Source organism: Acetobacter ghanensis, assembly GCF_001499675.1.
Lineage (GTDB): Bacteria > Pseudomonadota > Alphaproteobacteria > Acetobacterales > Acetobacteraceae > Acetobacter > Acetobacter ghanensis.
The window spans coordinates 1,489,939-1,509,097 of the sequence record NZ_LN609302.1; the positions used below are offsets into that span (position 1 = coordinate 1,489,939).

Here is a 19,159-nt window from a genome sequence, read left to right on the forward strand (position 1 = left end):
CAACGGCAATTTTTTTTCAAACACCTGTGCGACGTCGTGGCAGTGCAGCAGACAGACATGTCAGCTCCCTGTTCAGGATGTGACATCAGTGGGTTCCTTGTCCTTCTGGCCGACCATGGAGGCCGCTTTAGCCAGATCAACAGAAAGAACGCGGCTTACTCCGCGCTCCTGCATGGTTACACCAAAAAGCTGGTCCATATGGGCCATGGTGAGCTGGTGGTGTGTCACAACCAGAAAACGCGTACCGGCTTCCGCAACCATATCGCCAAGTAGTGCGCTAAACCGCCCAACATTGGCATCATCCAGTGGTGCGTCTACTTCATCCAATACGCATATCGGAGCAGGATTACAGCGGAATACTGCAAAGATCAAGGAAAGTGCGGTTAAAGCTTGTTCACCTCCCGACAGGAGCGAGAGTGTCGCCAGCTTTTTACCCGGTGGTTGAGCATAAATTTCCAACCCGGCTTCCAGCGGGTCATCGCTCCCCACAAGGCCCAGATGGGCGCGGCCACCGCCGAACATACGGGTGAAAAGGGATTGAAAATGCTGGTCAACCTGCGTGAACACGGCCATCAGCCGTTCCCGGCCTTCCTTGTTGAGCGAACCGATGGAGCCACGCAGCCGATTAATGGCTTCCTCCAGATCGGCAATTTCCGTGCCAAGTGTTTCCGCTTGAGTGGAGGCTTCTTGGGCTTCCAGTTCCGCGCGCAGGTTGACTGGCCCCATATCGTCGCGCTCGCGTGTCAGACGGCCGATCTTGCGGCGCAGAGACGTCTCGGCACCTTCCGTCAGGTCGGAAACAGGCGGTCGTGGCGGGACGGGGGTTTCGACCAAAAGCTGATCCAGAATAGCTTGCGCCTGCTCGCTTTTCCCTTCCGCCTTCAGCAGGTTTTCTCTGGCCGTGGCCAGTTCCCCTTCGGTTTTGCGGCGCAGGTCGTTGGCGCGGGTTAGTGCGGCTTCTGCTTCTGCCCGCAGGCGGTCGGTCTGGGTAAAATGGTCTTCTGCGTCTTCCAGCGCGGCCAGTGTGCTGGCCTTCTGTTGTTGTACCGCAGTAGGAAGTTCGGCCACACGGCCATGGTTGGCGCGCGCACTTTCCAGCCGCTGGAGGGCGCTGGTGTTGTCTGCTTGGGCCTGTGCTTCACGCGTTGCCCATTCGGTATGGGCGTTATTCAGGGCGCTAAGGCGGTCCGTTAGCGTGCCGCCTTCGGCCTGAAGGGTGGCGCGTAGTTCACGCGCCGTATCCAGTTCGGTCAGCAGGTCTGCCCGCTGGGTGCTCAACTGCTTCAGCCTGACCTGTGCATCTGCCGGCAAAGCGGCAAGGGCGGTCTCTAGGGCTGTTTGCGCGACTTGCAGTTGCTGTTCGGCATCAGCACATTCCGTGCTCAGTTCAGCCTGCCGTGGTGTCAGACCTGCCAGACGGCTGCGGAGGGTAAGCGCCTGTTCCCGCAGGGAGCGGTAAGCTTGTGTTGTGGCCGCCGTTTGCTCATCCGCGCTGCGTGTCGCCAGTGTTGCGGCCTGCAAGGCGCTTTTTGCCGCGTTCAGTCTGGTCTGGGCTTCCTGTAGCTTGGTCTGTGCCTGTTGCACCGCGTCCGCCGAGGTGAGCTGGGCTTCCAGTTCTGTCACGGTGGTATTTTCTGTTGCCAGATTGTGGCGCAGGCGCTCCAGTTCAGGCGTTAGTGTTTCCAACCGCGTGGTGGCGGATGCGTGTTGTTGCTCGGCTTGTGCCAGTTTGTCCCGCGCAACTTGCAAGGCTGCTTGTGCCTGTTTGAACGCGGTATGGGCCTGTTGCTCAGCCGCCTGCGCTGCGGTGTTCCGCTCCCTCGTGGCAGCCAGTGCGGATTGAATATCCTGTAGCGCTGGCAGATTATCGTAAGTACTCTGGGCGCTTGCAAGCGTAACGTCAGCTTCTGCCAGAGCCGCCTGAGCGCGCTCGTGCTGGGGGAGTATGGCGTCCAGCCGGGCACGGTAGGAGGCGTGGCGACGTTCGGTTTCCGTCTCATGCGCACGGGCTTTTTGCAGTGCCTGTTCCTGCGTGTGCCGCTTGCTCCGAAGCTCCTTGAGCAGATTTTCATTGTTCTGCACGGCTGTAGCGCAGGTGGCTACGTTGGACTGTGCGGCAGGGCACTCGGCCTGTAGTGCTGCAATCCGAATTTGTGTTTCACGCAGAATACGACGTTGGGCCAGCCGGCGGGCCGCTGTGCTGGCACCGCCCGCCCGGGTGTAAAATCCATCCCATCGCCAGATGTCCCCTGCGAGGGAGACAAGGCATTGCCCCGGTGCCAGATTTTGCTGGAGCGCGTGTCCATCTGCTTTTGCAGGCAACAGCCCGGTGGACATGAGAATACGGTCTAGCTCTGGTGGAGCCGTAATATAATTTTTTAGCGGAGGGACCTCATCCGGGAGGGCAGGAAGGGATTCGGGGGGAAGGTTCCGCCAGCCCTGTGGAGCATCGCCGGCAACTGGCGCATCCAGCCCTTCCGCCAAGGCCGCAGCCAGTGCGTTTTCGTATTCTTCAGGAACGCTGATCTGGGCCGAAACAGGGTTTTCGGCTACGGCGCTGTCCTGCCCCAGAGCCTGATCCAGCCCCTCGGCTTGTGCTTGCAGGCGGGTCAGTTCGGTCTGAAGCGTTGTCTGCTGGTCACGGGCTTCCGCGTAGCGGGCCTTGTGTTCCGTTAGTGTCTGTTCGGCCTGCTCCAGTTCCTTGCCGGTCTGGGCTAATGTGTTTTCATGTTGGGTGCGGGCCTGCCGTGCGTCATCCAGCACAGTGTCGGCAATGGCCTCACCCCGGACCTTGTCCAACTCACGCGTGAGTGTTTGCGCTTCCTGCTGCGCCCGCTGCTGTGTGGAGCGGGCCGTGCGTAGGGCCTCGGCAGTGCTGCGCTGGTGCGCCTCGGCCTCCTGCGCAGTGCGGCTGGCTTCTGTAAAAGCCGTGCTGGCCGTGCGGCGTTCAGCCTCGGCTTTTTCCTGCGTTTGCGTAGCCTGTTCAAACGCCGTAGTTGCCTGATCTCTGCTGGTTTGCAGGCTGGTGAGAACATCCGGGCTGACCAGTGCGGCCAGTGCTTCGCTATGGCGTTTTTCCGCTGCTAGTAGCTCGGTCTGTAAAACTGTCTGGCGCTGGCGTGCCTGTTCCAGTGCCTTTTTCTGCTCATTTTGTGCGCTTTCGGCTGCCTGAGCATTATTTTTGGCAATGGAGAGGTCGAGGTTGCACTGCGCGCAAAGGCGTTCGGCTTCTTCCTGCGCGGCTTTGGCGGCCTGCTGGGCAAGGGCCGCCTGCTCAGCCGCGTTCTGCGCATCGGCCAAGGCTTGTTCTGATGGTATCTGGGCTTCCAGTTCAGCCAGTTCGGCCTGAATGGTGGCGAGAGCCTGCGCAACCCGCTCATGCCGCGCACGTGCGGTGGCAACCCCGTCTTCCGCCCGTGTTTTGCCTGCTTCGGCAGCGTTCAGTTCTGCCGTCAGGCTGGCGAGGTTTTGCTCTGTATCGGCCAGCTGGGCGGAGAGGTGCTGTAACCGCTGTTCTACCTCGGCGGTGCGGGTGGGGAGCGAGGTCTGTGCCGCCAGAACTTCGGCCTTGTCGGCTTCCAGACGAGTTAGGGCTGCTTGCGCATCTTGCAGACGGGTCGCGGCGGCCTGGGCATCAGCTTCATGCTGTTGCAGTAGTTCGGCGGCGGCCTGAGCCTGAGCAGCCGCCCGCTCTTCTTCTTTGGCAACGCCTTCGGCCAGAACACGGCACCGTTCCAGCGTTGTGCGTGCCGCATCCGCTTTTTCACGCAGGGCGGGGAGGGCTTTGGTGGCTTCAAATTCAGCCAGAACGGCGGTCTCGGCTGCGTCTTCATGCTCGGTCAGGTTTCGCCGCGCCTGTACTGCGGCATCTGCTGCACGTTCCACCGCCAGTCTGGCCCGCGCGTGCAAAACAGCCAGCAATTCGGTTTCCGCCTCGCGCAGTGCGGCCGAAATTTCACGGTAGCGGCTCGCTTCGCGGGATTGTTCCGTCAGACCGTCTAGACGTTCGGTCAGTTGCAGGCGACGGTCTTCTGCTCTGGTCAGGTTTCCTTCGGTTGCGCGGAGCTTGATCTCGGCTTCGTGCCGGCGGGCGTGCAGGCCGGTAATGCCAGCCGCTTCTTCCAGAATACTGCGACGTTCTTCCGGTCTGGCCCCGACCAGCATGGCCACGCGGCCCTGACTGACCATGGCGGAGGAGCGTGCCCCGGATGCCAGATCGGCAAACAGGGTCTGCACATCGCGCGCGCGCACAGGGCGGCCGTTAATGCGGTAATCGCTCCCGGAGCCACGCTCGGCTCTGCGGGTAATCTGGAGTTCATCCAGATCGGCAAAAGCAGCGGGGCCAAAGCCCTTTGTGCCCTCAAGCGTTACGGTGACTTCCGCCAGCGAGCGGGCAGGACGCCCCGTTGTGCCAGCAAAAATCAGATCGTCCATTTCCCCCCCACGCAGGGAGCGTGCGGAGGATTCGCCCATTACCCAGCGCAGTGCTTCCACCACGTTGGATTTGCCACAGCCGTTAGGGCCAACAACGCCGGTCAGGCCGGGCAGGAGCTCCACGGTTATGGGGTCGGCAAAGCTTTTGAACCCCACAATGCGGAGGCGGACAAAACGAACCGTCATACAGATCTGTGTTTTTCTGGTCGGGAGGGCTGACTGTTAAAAAAACAGTCAGCTGGCCTTTGTCAGATATTTGACAAAGTCATCGTAGGACAGGGCGCTGGACACCTGCTCCTTGTTGTTGAAGCGGAATGTCGGCGTGGATTCAATGTTGTATTTGTCCTGCGCCTGACTCTGTTCGGACATAATGAACTGGAGCAGATTCTGGTCCGTGACCGCTTTTTCAAATGTTTCGGCGGGCATCCCGGCAAAGGCGGCCATTTTTTGCAGCTCGGCCTTGTGGTCGGCTTCGTTATTGTAAGCCCACCTGTCCAGGCTGGACAGCACAGCCGAGCAGAAGGGCTCGTACCGTTCTTCGGGCAGGGTCCGGGCAACCATGGCAGCCAGCGTTGCGAGCTGGTCTGTTGGGAAGTCATGGAAAACATAACGGATCTTGCCCGTATCAATCAGGTTCTTTCTAACCTGCGGGAAGGTCTGCTCAGCAAAATGCGCGCAGTGGATGCAGGTCAGGGAGAACCATTCTTCCACAACCACCTTGGCGTCCGGGTTGCCCAGAACGCGAGGGGTAAAGCGGGTGTCCGGCGCACCTGCGGCAAAAGCCGCGCCGTGGAAGGAACCGGCCGTGAGCGCTGCGCCTGTGGCGACAAGGAAAGAACGACGTGTAAAGGACATGAGAACCAAGCCTTCCCGATCAATGGGTCATAATTCTGGGAAACAGGGATGGCGGCAGAAAGAGCAGCCGTCAACCTGTTGTTGACGGCTGCCCTGCCTGAACTGCTGGGTTGGAGGTGTTTTCCCCCTCGCTCACCAGCCGACGGACCCGTACCCGGCGGATGTGGCGTGCATCGGCATCCAGCACACGGAACAGATAACCATTTTCATGCGTGAGCACTTCCCCGCGTGTGGGTACGTGCCCGGCCATGCGGAAGACGAGGCCGCCAATGGTTTCTATTTCGGCTTCTTTTTCGCTTTCGGTCAGAATCGGGCCTATTTTGTCCTCAAATTCTTCCACCGGGCAGCGGGCATCCACATCAAACGAGCCATCAGGGCGCGGCGTAATCAGGACCGCTTCGGGCTCGTCATGCTCATCTGAAATATCGCCCACAATGGTTTCAATCAGGTCTTCAATGGTGACCAGACCGTCAATCCCGCCATATTCGTCAATGACCAGAGCAAGGTGCATGTGGCGCTGGCGCATCTGCAACAACAGGTCCAGAACAGGAATTTGCGGGGCAATAAATAGAGGCTGGCGGAGGAGAGGCTCCAGATTGAACGCCTCACTGGTGCCAACATAGGCGATCAGATCCTTGACGTGGATCATGCCCACAATATCGTCAAGCTGATCGCGGTACACGGGCATACGGGAGTGGTTTTCTCTCCGCATCATGGCCAAGGCTTCATCCAGACTGATGGAGACCGGCATGGCGACAATATCGGCCCGAGGTACCATCACATCATCAGCGGAGATGTTACGCAGCCGCAGGATGTTGGCGATGAGTGCCCGTTCCTGTCGGTCAAGTTCGGGTTTTTCGCCATCTGGGGCGGTTTCATCTCCAGCTTCGGCAGCTTGCTGCACCAAAGCCGCAATGGAGTTGCGCAGCCCCCCGGCAGGTTTTTTGCGCTGAAAAAAGGAAACAGGCCACGCCCGGAGGTTTCTGCCCGCTCGGAGGACGTATCGTGTTCGCTCATGACCGGGTTTTCCACGGGTTGGGCACCTTCATGCGTGACAGCAGGCGCGATTCCAGCATTTCCATCTCCCGTGCCTCGCCGGGGTGGTGGTGGTCATACCCAGCCAGATGCAGGCTGCCATGTACAACCAGATGCGCCAGATGATGGCTAACCGGGCGGCCAGCCTTGCGGGCTTCACGCACAACGGTTTCCAGCGCCAGAATAATATCTCCGCCACCAAAACCGGGTGGGGGTTCAAAGGTCAGGACATTGGTCGGTTTATGCTTGCCCCGGTGCCTGCCATTAAGCCGTCGCACGTCCCGGTCGGTTGCCAGCACAACACTGCCGGGCTCCACGCCGTACTGGGCGCAGGCGGCAAGGGCACGTCGCACGGTTTTTTCAGGTGCGGGTGCGTAGGAGCGCCAGCGGGCATCACGGACCAGCACTTCGGGGCCGTCCTGCTCGGGCTCATCGTATAAACCTTCTGGATACGGGTCCGTATCCAGAGGGCCGGCCACCTCTTGCGTCAAGACGGGGCCAAGACTACTTCGCGGTTCCATTGTTCTCCTGACGACCCTTGTGGCGGGAATGCCCTTTTCTATCAGCCGTCGTTTTTGCATCATAAGCTTCAATAATGCGCGCGACCAGCTTGTGTCGCACAACATCTGCTGCCTCAAAACGGGAAATGGTAATTCCCTTCACGTTTTCAAGCGTATTGACCGCGTCCTGCAACCCGGAGGGGGTGTCGGGCGGCAGGTCGATCTGGGTCAGATCGCCCGTTACAACCATGCGGGAACCCGGCCCAAGCCGGGTCAGGAACATTTTCATCTGCGCAATGGTCGTGTTCTGGGCTTCGTCCAGAATCACAAATGCGTGGGAGAGGGTGCGCCCGCGCATAAAGGCCAGTGGCGCAACTTCAATTTCACCCGTGCTCATACGGCGCATGACTTGGTCGCCGGGCAGCATGTCATGCAGGGCGTCATACAGTGGCCGCAGGTAGGGGTCGATCTTGTCCTTCATGTCTCCGGGCAGGAAGCCAAGGCGCTCCCCCGCTTCCACCGCAGGACGGGAGAGAATGATCCGGTCAATGGCCCCGGCAAGCAGGAGAGAGACGGCCTGCGCCACCGCAAGGTATGTTTTGCCAGTTCCCGCCGGGCCAATGCCAAAGACCAGCTCCTTACTGGCCAGTGCCTGCATGTAGGCAGCCTGACCGGGGGAGCGTGGCTCTATGTTGCCCTGACGCAGCCGGATGATGGGGAATGCAGGGTCCTGATTTGCAACAGGGGGCGCCTGAGCAACAGACAGGGGGAGGGAGGGTCTGCTTTCATGTACTCTGGACATGCGTATGGCCGCCTCTACTGCGCTGATGTCAATGGTCTCACCTGCAGCCAGCTTCTGGTACAGCAGGCTGAGGGTCGTGCGGGCAAGGGACATGGTTTCGGGCAGACCACGGATGGAAATGCGGTTGCCGCGTCGCGCAACGTCCACTTCCAGCCCTTCTTCCAGGCAGCGCAGGTGCCGGTCATGGTCTCCGACCAGACGGGCAAGGAGCGCATTGTTTTCAAATTGCAGTGTTACGGGGCGGGGCAGACCCGTAACCGCGACGGAAGGAGGGGGGGACGTGCGCGTGGTATTCAAGCGTAAACTCTCTCCTCTTCCAGAATGCCGCCCAGCGAATTTGTCAGGCGTTCTGTTATGCGGACTGGCAGTTCCTGACCGATCAGATGGTCAGGCCCGATCACATGGACCGGCTGAAGCCAGGGTGAACGTCCTGCAATCTGCCCGGGCTTGCGCCCTTTGGAAGTAAACAGGACGGGCACGGTCTTGCCCACCATGGAGGCATTGAATGCATCCTGCTGCTCACGCAGGAGCTTTTGCAGGGCTTGCAGGCGGGCATCCTTTACGTCCTCGGGGACCTGCAGGGGGGCACCTGCGGCAGGCGTGCCGGGGCGTTGGGAGTATTTGAAGGAGTAGGCCAGTGCAAACCCAACATCGCGCACAAGCTGCATGGTGGCTTCAAAATCTTCATCCGTCTCACCGGGGTGACCGACAATAAAGTCGGATGAAAGGGCCAGATCAGGCCTTGCCGCACGGAGGCGCTGCACAAGCTCGCGGTATTCATCTGCCGTATGGCCACGGTTCATGGCGCGCAGAATACGGTCGGAGCCGGATTGTACGGGCAGGTGGAGGAACGGCATAAGCTGTGGCAGGTCCCGGTGGGCGGCAATGAGCGCATCGTTCATGTCCCGCGGGTGGGATGTGGTGTAGCGAATGCGTGACAGGCCGGGAATTTCGGCCAACGCATAGGCTAGGCGCGTCAGATCCCAGACTTCTCCATCCGGTCCTTCCCCGTGGTAGGCGTTAACGTTCTGCCCCAGCAGGCTGATTTCCTGCACGCCGCTTTTGGCCATGCGCTGGGCTTCAGCCATAACGGACTGCACGGACCGGCTGCTTTCCGCCCCGCGTGTGTAAGGCACAACGCAGAAGGAGCAGAACTTGTCGCACCCTTCCTGAATGGTCAGGAACGCCGTGTAGTTGCCCGGAGTTTGCGGGGCTTCGGCCTCGGGTAGGAAGTCAAACTTCTGCTCGGCGGGAAAATCGGTTTCGATAATGGAGTTGCCCGCACGGGCTGCGCGGGCCACCATTTCTGGCAGGCGGTGGTAGGTCTGTGGCCCCAGTACAATATCCACATACGGTGCGCGGGTCAGAATTTCCTGCCCTTCTGCTTGGGCAACACAACCTGCCACGGCAATAATGGTCTGCTGCCCCTCAGCCTTGCGGGCTTCCTTAATCAGCCGCAGCCGTCCCAGCTCGGAAAAAACCTTTTCCGCCGCCCGGTCACGAATGTGGCAGGTGTTCAGGATAATCATGTCCGCCGTGTCTGGTGTGTCTACCGGCTGGTAGCCAAGTGGGCGCAGCACATCCCCCATGCGTGCACTGTCATACACATTCATCTGGCAGCCCCATGTAATCACATGCAGGGCGCGGGACGGTGCAGTCGGGTTGGGGGGTCGGGTCATAATGGCAGCCACTCCGCTCTACCGCAGGCCCATTCCATGCGGCGGAAAGAGGACATCAGGCGTGTGGAGGCGCAGGTCAAGCCTCTTTTCTCACGGCTGGCGGGTGAGCGGGGGCAAACGGTGCAGAATAAGGGCCGTGCCGTGCCTGACAGTGTGGTCTCCTGTCCCGAACAAGGCGGAAATCGCAAAATGCGTCTCCGCTGGTTATGTCCTCTTTCTGAATGAAGCAAAAAATGAGGTCGCTCTGTCAAGCAGCAGTTTTGTTTTCTTGATATGCGCAGGCAAAAAATTGGCAGGGAGGGACGCGGGGTTAAACCGGCCGGGTTGGATGTGGGGTTCGCGGTTCTGCCTTAAATCCGCGCATCCTGCTGCTACGGCTTTCCATGCCGCCTGTGCCAAGGCCTTGCGGCTGGGGAACAGGTCCGGGTCCAGCGGTTCGTGCAGGACAACCGTTACGTGCGAACGCTTCCATTGCAGGAGCGCCCACACATGGGGGCCAAGATCCATATCGCCGTACCATGAAAAAACAGGACGCCGGAAGCGGCTGATAGGCAACCCTTCCAACTGGTCATAAACAAGAGATACGGGCTGGATAAGCGGTGCCATGCCCGGCTCATAGGTTACGGGCAGCAGGCTTTTGTCCATGCCTTCCTTGAGTTTGGGAAGTTTGGCAATGGCAAAAAAGGCCGACATGAACGGCAGAACACGGGACCCATCGGAGGACGTGCCTTCGGGGAACAGAACCAGATTGTCCCCGTCCACCATGCGCTGGATCATCTGGTCACGCTCGCGCCCGGTGGTGCTGCGTTGCCGACTGACAAAAATGGTGCGGCCAATATGGGAGACCAGCCCCATGACCGGCCATTTTTCAATATCTCCCTTGGCCACAAAAACCGATGGGAGCAACGTGCCCAGTACCGGCACATCCAGCCAAGACATGTGGTTGGAGATATAGATAACCGGTCGCTCACCGCGTTTGCGTGCTTTTATGCCGCCAACCGTGCCTGCCCGGTCGCCTTTGACCGTAATGCGCAGGCCAATAATACGGCACAAAACGCCCCAGATAACCCGCGTCCAGCGGATTTTGGCCGTGCCGGGAACCGGCAGCAGGCAGGCCTCAAACCCGACGGAAAGCGGAACCCACACAAGCAGGCCAGCCAGACGCAGGGCAGCACGAGCCTCCCCCGAGCGACGGGACAATGCATCTACCCATGAGGGAAGGGGAGAGATCGGGGCGGTGGCAGGCGTGCCCAAGGGCAGGGGCTGCGTAGTTTGGTCAGGCTTGGTGCGCATGGTCCTGCTTCTGCCCGGCTCTGGCCGGACAGGCCAAGGAGTGGGCAGTAATGTGGAAGAAACACAAAAACATGTGTTCTCATACCGCGAACATGGGGGAGGGGACAATCCATCGCGTGTGAAGGTTTTTTTTGGCGGACCATCTAATTTTTGTCATGGTATGGTTATAGGCAGGGTAGGAATGCAAAAAAAGGCCGGGCAAAGGGCAGTGTAGCCTTTATTCAGCAACGGACAGACAGGGAATAGTGGCCGTTTACAACAGCAACATACTGGGCAGGCTTGCCGGTGCAACGAATCGCTTTTTGGCCGGAGCCGTGCTCTGGGGGGCTTTTGTATGCGACGCACGTGCTGCGGACCCGCAGCCATATGTAACAAGCCTTGCACCCACCGGGCAGAGCGACCTGGATGCGGCGCTTAAAACATCGTCCGACCTGCTGAGCCTTCAGGCCACGCGTGCGGTGGGGCCGTTTGCGCTGGCTGGCCGCGTGCGGAATGAATATGACCGCCTGCGCGGAGCGTTGGAAAGCTGCGGCTATTACGATGGCACGGTGCACATCATGCTGCGGAGTGGCAAGCAGGGTATTGCCATGGATGGTATGTCCTCCGCTCTTGCCTCATGGATCGAGACCGTCCCCGCAAAAGAAAAAGTGGATATTACGGTCAAGGTGGATACGGGGCCGCTCTTCCATATCGGTTCGGTCAAGTTGGTGGAGAGTGCAACGGGTTTGGCGCCGCATCTGACTGCCGCGCAGCAAAAAGCCTTTGACCTGCATACTGGGCAGCCTGCCGTGGCGGCAGATGTGCTGGCTGCTGGCGGGCGGTTACTGGATGCGCTGCGCGAGGGTGGTCATGCGTTGGCGCAGGTGGATAAACCCATGGCCTATTTGCGCCCCGCAACCAAAACACTGGATATTGTGTACCCCGTTGTGCCGGGGCCGGTGCTCAATATTGGCACCATCAGCATGGACGGGCTGAAACGGATGCACGAATCCTTCATCCGCAGGCGGCTGACGGTGAAGGAAGGGGAACTGTACCAGCCATCACGCATTGAGGCGGCCCGGCAGGACCTGACCACGTTGGGGGTTTTTTCCAATGTGACGGTAAAGGATGCGTCCAACAAAGCCGTTAATGGCACCATGCCGCTGGATTTTTCCTTTCAGGAAGGCAAACGCCACTCTGTGGGGGCGGAGTTGGGGTACTCCACGGACCTTGGTGCGCGTGTGGGGGCTACATGGACCCATAACAACCTGCTGGGGAATGCCGAACGCCTGCGCCTGACGGCCCTGATTACAGGTCTGGGCGGGTCAGCCCAGCAAGGGCTGGGTTACGATGTGTATGCTGATTTTTTCAAACCTGATTTTTTGGAATCGAAGCAGAACCTCAACGCCCGGGTTGAAGGCCTGCGCCAGCTCTTCTGGTCCTACCGGCAGACCGCTCTGCTGGTGCGGGGTGGGATAACTCGCCCATTGGCCAAAAACTGGAATGGGAATTTTGGTCTGGCGGCCGAGCAGGAAAGAATCGAACAGTTCAACGTGACCCGCAGCTACACCATTATTTCCGCCCCCCTATCTGGCATGTATGACAATACCGGCGTGGGCAACCCAATTGAACCGGCCACACATGGTATGCGTGCCAGCATAAACGTAACGCCTTCCGTCTCTTTGGGGAGCAAAGGCGTTGGCACATCGTTTTTTACCATTATGAACGCAACAGCCTCCACCTATGTGGACCTGCACAAGCTGGGCATCAGCCGCCCCGGTCGCAGTATTCTGGCTTTTCGTGGGACTATTGGCAGTATTCAGGGGGCCGGTACGTGGGACATTCCGCCTGACCAGCGCATGTACGCAGGGGGGAGTGCCACGGTGCGTGGCTATCGCTGGCAAGGCGTGGGCCCGCAATATGGTCGGACCAAATACGCCATTGGTGGCACCTCGCTGGATGCGGGGTCTGTTGAGTACAGGCAGCGCCTGTTTAAAAGTTTTGGCATGGCGGCCTTTGTGGATGCAGGGCAGGTGGGCAGCAGTAGTATGCCCTTTACCGGCACTTTACGCGTGGGTGCTGGCGGTGGGGTGCGGTACTACACCCCCATTGGGCCTGTCCGGTTGGATGTGGCGGTGCCCCTTAACCGCGCACCACGAGGGGATTCGTGGGATCTGTATATCGGGCTGGGGGAAACATTCTGATGGCAGACTCCACACCGAATCCTCCGCGCAAAAGGTGGCGGCGCGTTGGCCGCGTTGCGCTGGTAACTGTTGGTTCGCTCGTGGGTATTGGCGCACTGGCGACAACCGTGTTGCTGGTTGGGGCCAATACCGGGCCGGGGCGGCGGATGCTGGTCCGCCAGACCACCTCTCTGACCGGGGGGATGGTCACGCTTGCGGGCCTGTCTGGCCGTTTCCCCGATAACCTGCATGTCGCAACGCTTGCTATCCATGACCGGCAGGGCGCGTGGCTGACGTTGCATGATGTCCGACTGGACTGGTCCCCGCTGGCTATACTGGGGCGTCAGGCACGGATTTACGCTTTTACGGCGGCTCAGCTGGATATTCCGCGCCTTCCCGTATCAGACCCAGCGGCCAAACCCGCGCAGCCTGCCTCTTCTCCGTCATCGCTGCGGCTGGGGGTGGATATTCGCAGGCTGGAGGTCGGGCGTATTAATGTAGGCGCGCCTCTGGCTGGGCAAGCCGCAAGCTTTAGTGTGAGTGGCCATGGGAAGTTAGGGAATATTGACCCGATTATTAACGGGTTGAGCCTTCCCAAACTGCCGCGCTCGGATATTGGCTTACAGGTCAAACGGCTGGATAAGATAGGGCAGATTACCCTCGCCACGGCAACGGGCGGGGGCAAGCTCTCGTTGCATCTGGACGCCAGCGAGGGGGCAGACGGGTTTACGGCAACCCGGTTGGATATGCCGCAACTGGCCCCCATTGCCTTGCGGCTGGATATGCAGGGGCCGGTTGCGGCCTCAACCCTGACGTTTGCCGCATCGGCTGGTGCCGTCAGTGCCCACGCAAGTGGCAAGTTGGACCTGCTTGCCCAACAGTTGACTACGCTGGATGCCTCCGCACAGGCTCCCCAACTGAGCCTCACGCCGGATATTGGATGGCAGGCCATACGGTTTGCCGCACATCTGAATGGTAAAATGGCGGCCCCCCATGGCACCGCGCAACTGGATATAGACCAGTTGGCCGCATCAGGCGTGCAGGTAGGCGCGCTGAATGTCCGGTTTGCCGGGGAGGGAGGGACAGCCGCCGCTGCGGAACAACTCCACCTGAACCTGAGCGCGGATGGTTTACGCCTACCGGGCAAGGCCCCCACACTGCTTGCCGCTGCCCCCCTGAAGTTGGATGCGCTTGTTAAACCCGGTGACCCCGGTGTGCCGCTGACCTTCACGCTGGATCATCCAGTTCTGGGGCTTACGGGGGACATAAAGGCCGCCGCTCCTCAAAAAGGAACACTGAGCCTGAACGTGCCGGATCTGCTGCCTCTGGGGGAAGCAGCCGGTGTGCCCTTGCGTGGCCATGCTGCGTTAACTGCTCAGTTTGACCGTCCGCTTGACCCTAACGGGGATACGCACCTTGCTGCCAATGGGGCACTGGCCGTGACCGGGGGACAGGCGCAGGCCGCCGGACTGCTGGGGGCGGATGGGCATATTGCCCTTACTGCCGCCATGCATCCGCTTGCAGCACAAGGTAACCTGCCTGCCGGGCAGCAGATTGACCTGTCATCCCTGACCGTGACCGGGCAGGCGCTGGATGCCCGTGTACAGGGGCATGTGCAGACAGGGCGCAATGTGGACATGACGGCCAACATTGCCTTGCCCGTGTTGGAAAAACTGGCCCCCACCTTGCGGGGGGATACTAATATTGCGCTGGCCCTGAAGGGACCCTTGCAGGATTTTGTCGCTACTGTGGGGGCAAAGGCCAATATAGGTACGGCAACCATGCCCAAAGGCGCTTTGGCGCTGGATGTGTCCGTGGCCCACCTGCCTAAGGTGCCGCAGGGCACACTGGCTTTGCAAGGCACATTGGACCGTGCGCCGTTGCAGTTGGAGGTGGCGTTTGACCAAGCCGCCGATGGTATGCGCCACCTCGACCTGCAAAAACTGGCGTGGAACACCACCAAAGGGCAAGGGGAGCTTACGCTGGCCCCCAAGGAAGTGGTGCCACAGGGGACTTTGGACCTGACCATAGCGCGGCTGGCTGATTACGCACCTCTTATCGGGCAGGCTATGTCCGGCACCTTGGCAGCATCCGTCAAAACCACCACGGTGGCGGACAAACCCGTGGTTGCGCTCAAGCTCAAGGGCAATGTGACCACGCCTCAGGCGCGGGTTGGCTCCATTGCTTTGGCTGGCTCGGTGACCGACCCGGCCGCACACCCCTCGCCAGACCTGACCCTGCGCCTTGGTGGTCTTTCTGCGGCCGGAGTGACCGGGCAGGCGCTGTTGAGCGCAAAAGGGCCAGATACAGCCATGTTGCTGTCGGCGCAGGTGGGGCCAGCAAGCTGGTCGGGCAGTCCTCTTGCCCTGAACACGCAGGCGTTGCTGAACCTGCCCGGCAAACAGGTAAAACTGCAAAAACTGACAGCCACAGCCAAGCAGGAAAACCTGCGCCTGCAAGCGCCGGTAATGGTGTCCTTTGGGGATACGCTGGGTCTGGACCGACTGCGCGCGGAGTTGAGCACGCCGGGCAGCCAGCCTGCCACATTGGATGTGGCGGGGCGTCTTAAACCCAGCCTGTCGGTGACCGCAGATATTCGCAATGTTACACCGGCTCTAGCCCACCCGTTTATGCCTAACCTCAAGGCAACAGGGGTTGTGTCGCTCTCTGCCAAGCTGGCGGGGTCATTGGACAGGCCAGAGGGGCGGGTGCAAGTCAAAGGCAGTAATCTGCGTATGGCGGATAGTTCTGCCGCCGCCTCCGTTCCGCCTTTGCAAGTGGATGCTCAGGCCAATCTGGCCCGCACACAAGCACAGGTGCAGGTTGATGCGTCCGCAGGGGGCAAACTTGGGATGCAGATACGCGGGAGTGCCCCCCTATCCAAAACAGGCGCGTTGGACCTGCGTACAAATGGGCATCTTGATCTGAGTATTGCCAACGGCATACTGGGTGCGCAGGCCCGGCAGGCACAGGGGCAGATGCAACTGGCCATGCAGGTCAAGGGGAGTGTGGCCTCTCCCGCCGTATCTGGCGCGATTGACCTGATTAACGCGGATTTTCAGGACTTTGCGCAGGGGTTCCATCTGAGTGCCGTAAACGGTCGTGTTGTGGGTGCGCGGGACCGCATTGTTATTCAGACTCTCAGCGCAAAGGCTGGGGACGGCACGCTTGGCGTCACCGGTTTTCTCGGGGTTGCTATGCCGGGTATGCCCATAGACCTGCATCTGGTTGCCAAGGATGCGCGCCCGGTCTCAAGCGACCTGCTGACAGCGGTACTGAATGCCGATGTTACGGTGCGCGGGCAGGTGCAGACCCGTATGGACGTGGCGGGCGGCGTGGATTTGCAGCGTGTGGAAATTAATATTCCCAATTCGTTGCCATCTTCTGTGGCCCGGTTGGATGTTGTGCGTCCGGGTGAAGAAAAACAGAGGGCGGAAGAAGCTAAAGCCGCCAGTACGCACCAGTCTGTAATAGGGCTGGACCTTAAATTAACATCACCGGGTAAGTTCTTTGTCCGCGGGCACGGTCTGGACGCGGAAATGGCGGGCCGCCTGAAGGTAACAGGCACTACGCAGGCACCAGTTGTAACCGGCGGGTTTGATCTTAAACGCGGTAATTTTGATCTGGCGGGTATTTCGCTCAACTTCACCAAGGGGCGGGTTGGCTTTAATGGCTCTGGCGTCGGGCACAAGCTTGACCCAACACTGGATTTTGAGGCCGACCGCGCGGTTGAGGGGCAGACGGCCATGCTTAAGGTTGGCGGGTACGCAAGCGCACCCAAGATCAGTTTTGATTCCATTCCCAGCCTACCGCAGGATCAGGTTCTGGCCATGCTGCTGTTTGGAACAGATGCGCACTCCCTGTCCTCCACCCAGATGGTCGAAGTGGGCACGGCTTTGGCCACACTGACCGGGCTGACAACCTTTGACCCCATGGGCACCCTGCGCAAAACCTTGCACCTGGATAGGCTGGCCGTTGGCGGTGGCTCGGGCGTGGGGAACGGTGGCACCAGCGTGGAAGCCGGTAAATACGTGATGAAGGGTGTTTACGTGGGGGCCAAGCAGGCCACGTCGGGCTCTGGCACACAGGCACAGGTGCAGGTGGATCTGACCAACCACCTCAAACTTAATACAACAGTTGGCACCGGTGGCTCCGTAACCGGCTTTACCACACCGGAAAACGATCCGGGCAGCAGTGTGGGGCTGCTGTGGCAGTACCGGTATTAGGCTGCTCTTATAGGGTTATGGCTGAATATCCATAACCACGGGAACATGGTCCGAGGGGGAGGGCCAGTCTCTGGCATCCTGCACAACGGTCATACTGGCCAGTTGGGGTACAAGGTCTGGTGTAACCCATATGTGGTCCAGCCTTCTCCCGCGGTTGGACTTTTTCCAGTCCCGGTTGCGGTAGGACCACCAAGTGTAAAGCTTGTCCTGTGGGGGGACAAAGTGGCGCATGGCGTCCACAAAGCCCGTTTGTTGCCAGTTGGTCAGGCGTTCTGTTTCCGGCGGAGTGTGGCTGACAATTTTAAGCAACTGTTTGTGACTCCAGACATCATGCTCCAGCGGCGCAATGTTGAAGTCCCCCACCAGTACCGTACGTGCGAGTTTCTGCCGGGCAAACCAGTCTGTTACTTCTTCCACAAAGGTAAGTTTGTGCGCGAATTTGGGGTTGGTCTCTGGGTCTGGCTCATCCCCTCCCGCAGGAACATAAAAGTCGTGCAGGGCAATATCGCCTCCCGGTGCGTGGAGGGTCGCCGCAACGTGGCGGCAGTCTTCCTTACCGTACCATGAGGGCGTGTCTGTTGCGGGGCTAAGCGGCAGGCGGGAGAGGATGGCCACGCCGTTATAGCCCTTCATGCCCTTGTAGTGCAGGTGCTCAAAACCAAGGGCACGCACCGCGTCCAGCGGGAAAAGGGCATCGGGGACCTTGGTTTCCTGCAGGCAGACAACGTCGGGCTGCAAGGTGGTGGTCAGCTTTTCCAGCAGCGGCATACGCAGCCGGAGGGAGTTGATGTTCCATGTCACAAGTCGCATGGGCAGGGCATGGCGTATTGCATGGCGTTGGGCAAGTAAAAAGAGGAAGGGCAAGCCGGGTGGATGGAAGGGGATGACTCTTGCAATTTTTTGTATCCACCCCATGATATTGAAAGATGGATACCGTATTCGCCCAGCCCGCCGCCCCGCAGAGCGCCATAGCCCTGCACCGTGACCTTCTGACGCTGGATAGCCATATCGACATTCCTTGGCCGGACCGGGCCGATGCGTTTGACGATACGCCGTCCCGCAAGGTCGATTTACCCAAAATGCAACGTGGCGGCATGTCCGCTGGCTGCTTTGTTGCCTATACGGCGCAGGGGCCGGTAACGGCCGAGGCCCATAAGCAGGTGCAGCAGGAATGCCTAGCCATGCTGGATGCCATTAACACCATGCAGGGAACCCATAATGGCGTGAGTGCAGCCATTTGCTCCCGCGTGGCTGATATTCGGGCCGCTCATGCAAAAGGCGTTATCGCGGTTATTCCAGCGGTTGAGAACGGTTATGGCATGGGGGATGACCCGGCGCTGCTCAAGGCGTTTCAAAAACGGGGTGCACGCTATGTGACCCTGACCCATAACGGCCACAATGCTCTGGCGGATGCGGCCATCCACCGCCCTAGCCTTGGGGATACGCCGCAAAAACATGGAGGCCTTTCCGCTCTGGGGCGTGAGGCCGTGCGGGAGATGAACAGGCTTGGCCTGTTGGTGGATGTCTCCCACGCATCCAAACAGACCATGTTGCAGGCCGTGGATGCCTCGGCCACGCCGGTTGTGGCCAGCCATTCCTGCGTACGGACACTGTGCGACCATCCGCGTAATCTGGATGATGAGCAACTGGATGCACTGAAGGCCAGTGGGGGACTGATCCAGATAACCGCCATGCCCGCGTTCCTTAAACCCAAACCGGAAGAAGGTAAGCGATCAGCCGGGGTGGCGGACCTTGTGGACCATATTGACTACGTTGTGCGCCGTCTGGGGCCTGCCTATGTTGGTATTTCCTCCGATTTTGACGGCGGTGGCGCTTTGTCGGACTGGCAGGATGCTATGCAGGGCGTCAACATTACGGCGGAGTTGATGCGCCGGGGGTATGACAGAAGCGAGATAGCCGCCTTTTGGGGAGAAAACTTTTTGCGGCTTCTGGAAAAGGCGGAACAGGTGGCAGAACAAAGCGAGACTGCACCCCACGTTGCAGGTTGAAAATTTTGTCCACTATTCCTCTTGACATGCCCTATTTTCAACAAAGAGTTTGAAAAAGCAAAGTCAGACAACGCCAGCAAAAGAGCAAAATCCTTTTAAATCAATGTCATGACCTGTTTGACTAAAAAATATGCAATCCGTTGGAAGGGCTGAAAATCTGCGGT

10 protein-coding genes and 1 pseudogene are annotated in these 19,159 nt (G+C 59.6%); 3 read left to right on the forward strand and 8 right to left on the reverse strand.

The genetic code is table 11. The annotated features are described in order from the left end of the window. Positions 1-72: 72 nt before the first annotated feature. The 7 genes and pseudogenes from AGA_RS07140 to AGA_RS07170 all read right to left on the reverse strand — a co-directional run bounded on the left by AGA_RS07140 (position 73) and on the right by AGA_RS07170 (position 10,598). Complete coding sequence (locus AGA_RS07140) at positions 73-4,620, reverse strand: chromosome segregation protein SMC (protein WP_059023643.1); 4,548 nt, start codon at positions 4,618-4,620, stop codon at positions 73-75. A gap of 48 nt (positions 4,621-4,668) precedes the next feature. Continuing rightward, on the reverse strand, positions 4,669-5,289 hold the full coding sequence (locus tag AGA_RS07145; RefSeq protein WP_059023644.1) for a thioredoxin domain-containing protein: 621 nt from the start codon (positions 5,287-5,289) through the stop codon (positions 4,669-4,671). Between the two features lie 70 nt (positions 5,290-5,359). Then, positions 5,360-6,306, reverse strand: a pseudogene (locus AGA_RS07150) (hemolysin family protein). After that, complete coding sequence (ybeY, locus tag AGA_RS07155; RefSeq protein ID WP_059023645.1) at positions 6,303-6,845, reverse strand: rRNA maturation RNase YbeY; 543 nt, start codon at positions 6,843-6,845, stop codon at positions 6,303-6,305. Before ybeY ends, AGA_RS07150 begins: the two are co-directional and overlap by 4 nt. Next, positions 6,829-7,923: a PhoH family protein gene (locus tag AGA_RS07160; RefSeq protein ID WP_083503577.1), complete on the reverse strand. Its 1,095-nt coding sequence runs from the start codon at positions 7,921-7,923 to the stop codon at positions 6,829-6,831. The genes ybeY and AGA_RS07160 overlap by 17 nt, the downstream gene beginning before the upstream one ends. Beyond that, positions 7,920-9,305 (reverse strand): tRNA (N6-isopentenyl adenosine(37)-C2)-methylthiotransferase MiaB, encoded by a 1,386-nt coding sequence (gene miaB, locus AGA_RS07165; RefSeq protein ID WP_059024732.1) that lies wholly within the window; start codon positions 9,303-9,305, stop codon positions 7,920-7,922. Before miaB ends, AGA_RS07160 begins: the two co-directional genes overlap by 4 nt. 204 nt (positions 9,306-9,509) lie before the next feature. Then, the gene (locus tag AGA_RS07170; RefSeq protein WP_059023646.1) at positions 9,510-10,598 is read right to left on the reverse strand and encodes a lysophospholipid acyltransferase family protein; all 1,089 of its coding nucleotides are present in this window, start codon (positions 10,596-10,598) and stop codon (positions 9,510-9,512) included. A gap of 266 nt (positions 10,599-10,864) precedes the next feature. Between AGA_RS07170 and AGA_RS07180 the strand changes: the two genes are divergently transcribed. Both AGA_RS07180 and AGA_RS07185 read left to right on the forward strand, forming a co-directional pair. Beyond that, a complete protein-coding gene (locus tag AGA_RS07180; RefSeq protein ID WP_059024733.1) occupies positions 10,865-12,781 on the forward strand; it encodes an autotransporter assembly complex protein TamA in 1,917 nt (638 codons plus the stop codon). Beyond that, complete coding sequence (locus AGA_RS07185; RefSeq protein ID WP_059023648.1) at positions 12,781-16,986, forward strand: translocation/assembly module TamB domain-containing protein; 4,206 nt, start codon at positions 12,781-12,783, stop codon at positions 16,984-16,986. Before AGA_RS07180 ends, AGA_RS07185 begins: the two co-directional genes overlap by 1 nt. Before the next feature lie 15 nt (positions 16,987-17,001). Here AGA_RS07185 and AGA_RS07190 read toward each other — a convergent pair whose 3' ends face one another. Further along, positions 17,002-17,796, reverse strand: a complete 795-nt coding sequence (locus AGA_RS07190) for an exodeoxyribonuclease III (protein WP_059024735.1) — start codon at positions 17,794-17,796, stop codon at positions 17,002-17,004. A gap of 116 nt (positions 17,797-17,912) precedes the next feature. On the opposite strand from AGA_RS07190, the gene AGA_RS07195 reads away from it, so the two are divergent. Then, complete coding sequence (locus AGA_RS07195) at positions 17,913-18,995, forward strand: dipeptidase (protein ID WP_059023649.1); 1,083 nt, start codon at positions 17,913-17,915, stop codon at positions 18,993-18,995. The last annotated feature ends 164 nt before the right edge of the window (positions 18,996-19,159 follow it).

What these genes read in the sequence shown, in the direction of transcription:
- AGA_RS07140 (WP_059023643.1), bottom strand. Translation starts at nt 4,620, where the DNA reads ATGACGGTTCGTTTTGTCCGCCTCCGCATTGTGGGGTTCAAAAGCTTT.
- AGA_RS07145 (WP_059023644.1), bottom strand. Translation starts at nt 5,289, where the DNA reads ATGTCCTTTACACGTCGTTCTTTCCTTGTCGCCACAGGCGCAGCGCTC.
- ybeY (WP_059023645.1), bottom strand. Translation starts at nt 6,845, where the DNA reads ATGGAACCGCGAAGTAGTCTTGGCCCCGTCTTGACGCAAGAGGTGGCC.
- miaB (WP_059024732.1), bottom strand. Translation starts at nt 9,305, where the DNA reads ATGACCCGACCCCCCAACCCGACTGCACCGTCCCGCGCCCTGCATGTG.
- AGA_RS07170 (WP_059023646.1), bottom strand. Translation starts at nt 10,598, where the DNA reads ATGCGCACCAAGCCTGACCAAACTACGCAGCCCCTGCCCTTGGGCACG.
- AGA_RS07185 (WP_059023648.1), top strand. Translation starts at nt 12,781, where the DNA reads ATGGCAGACTCCACACCGAATCCTCCGCGCAAAAGGTGGCGGCGCGTT.
- AGA_RS07190 (WP_059024735.1), bottom strand. Translation starts at nt 17,796, where the DNA reads ATGCGACTTGTGACATGGAACATCAACTCCCTCCGGCTGCGTATGCCG.
- AGA_RS07195 (WP_059023649.1), top strand. Translation starts at nt 17,913, where the DNA reads ATGGATACCGTATTCGCCCAGCCCGCCGCCCCGCAGAGCGCCATAGCC.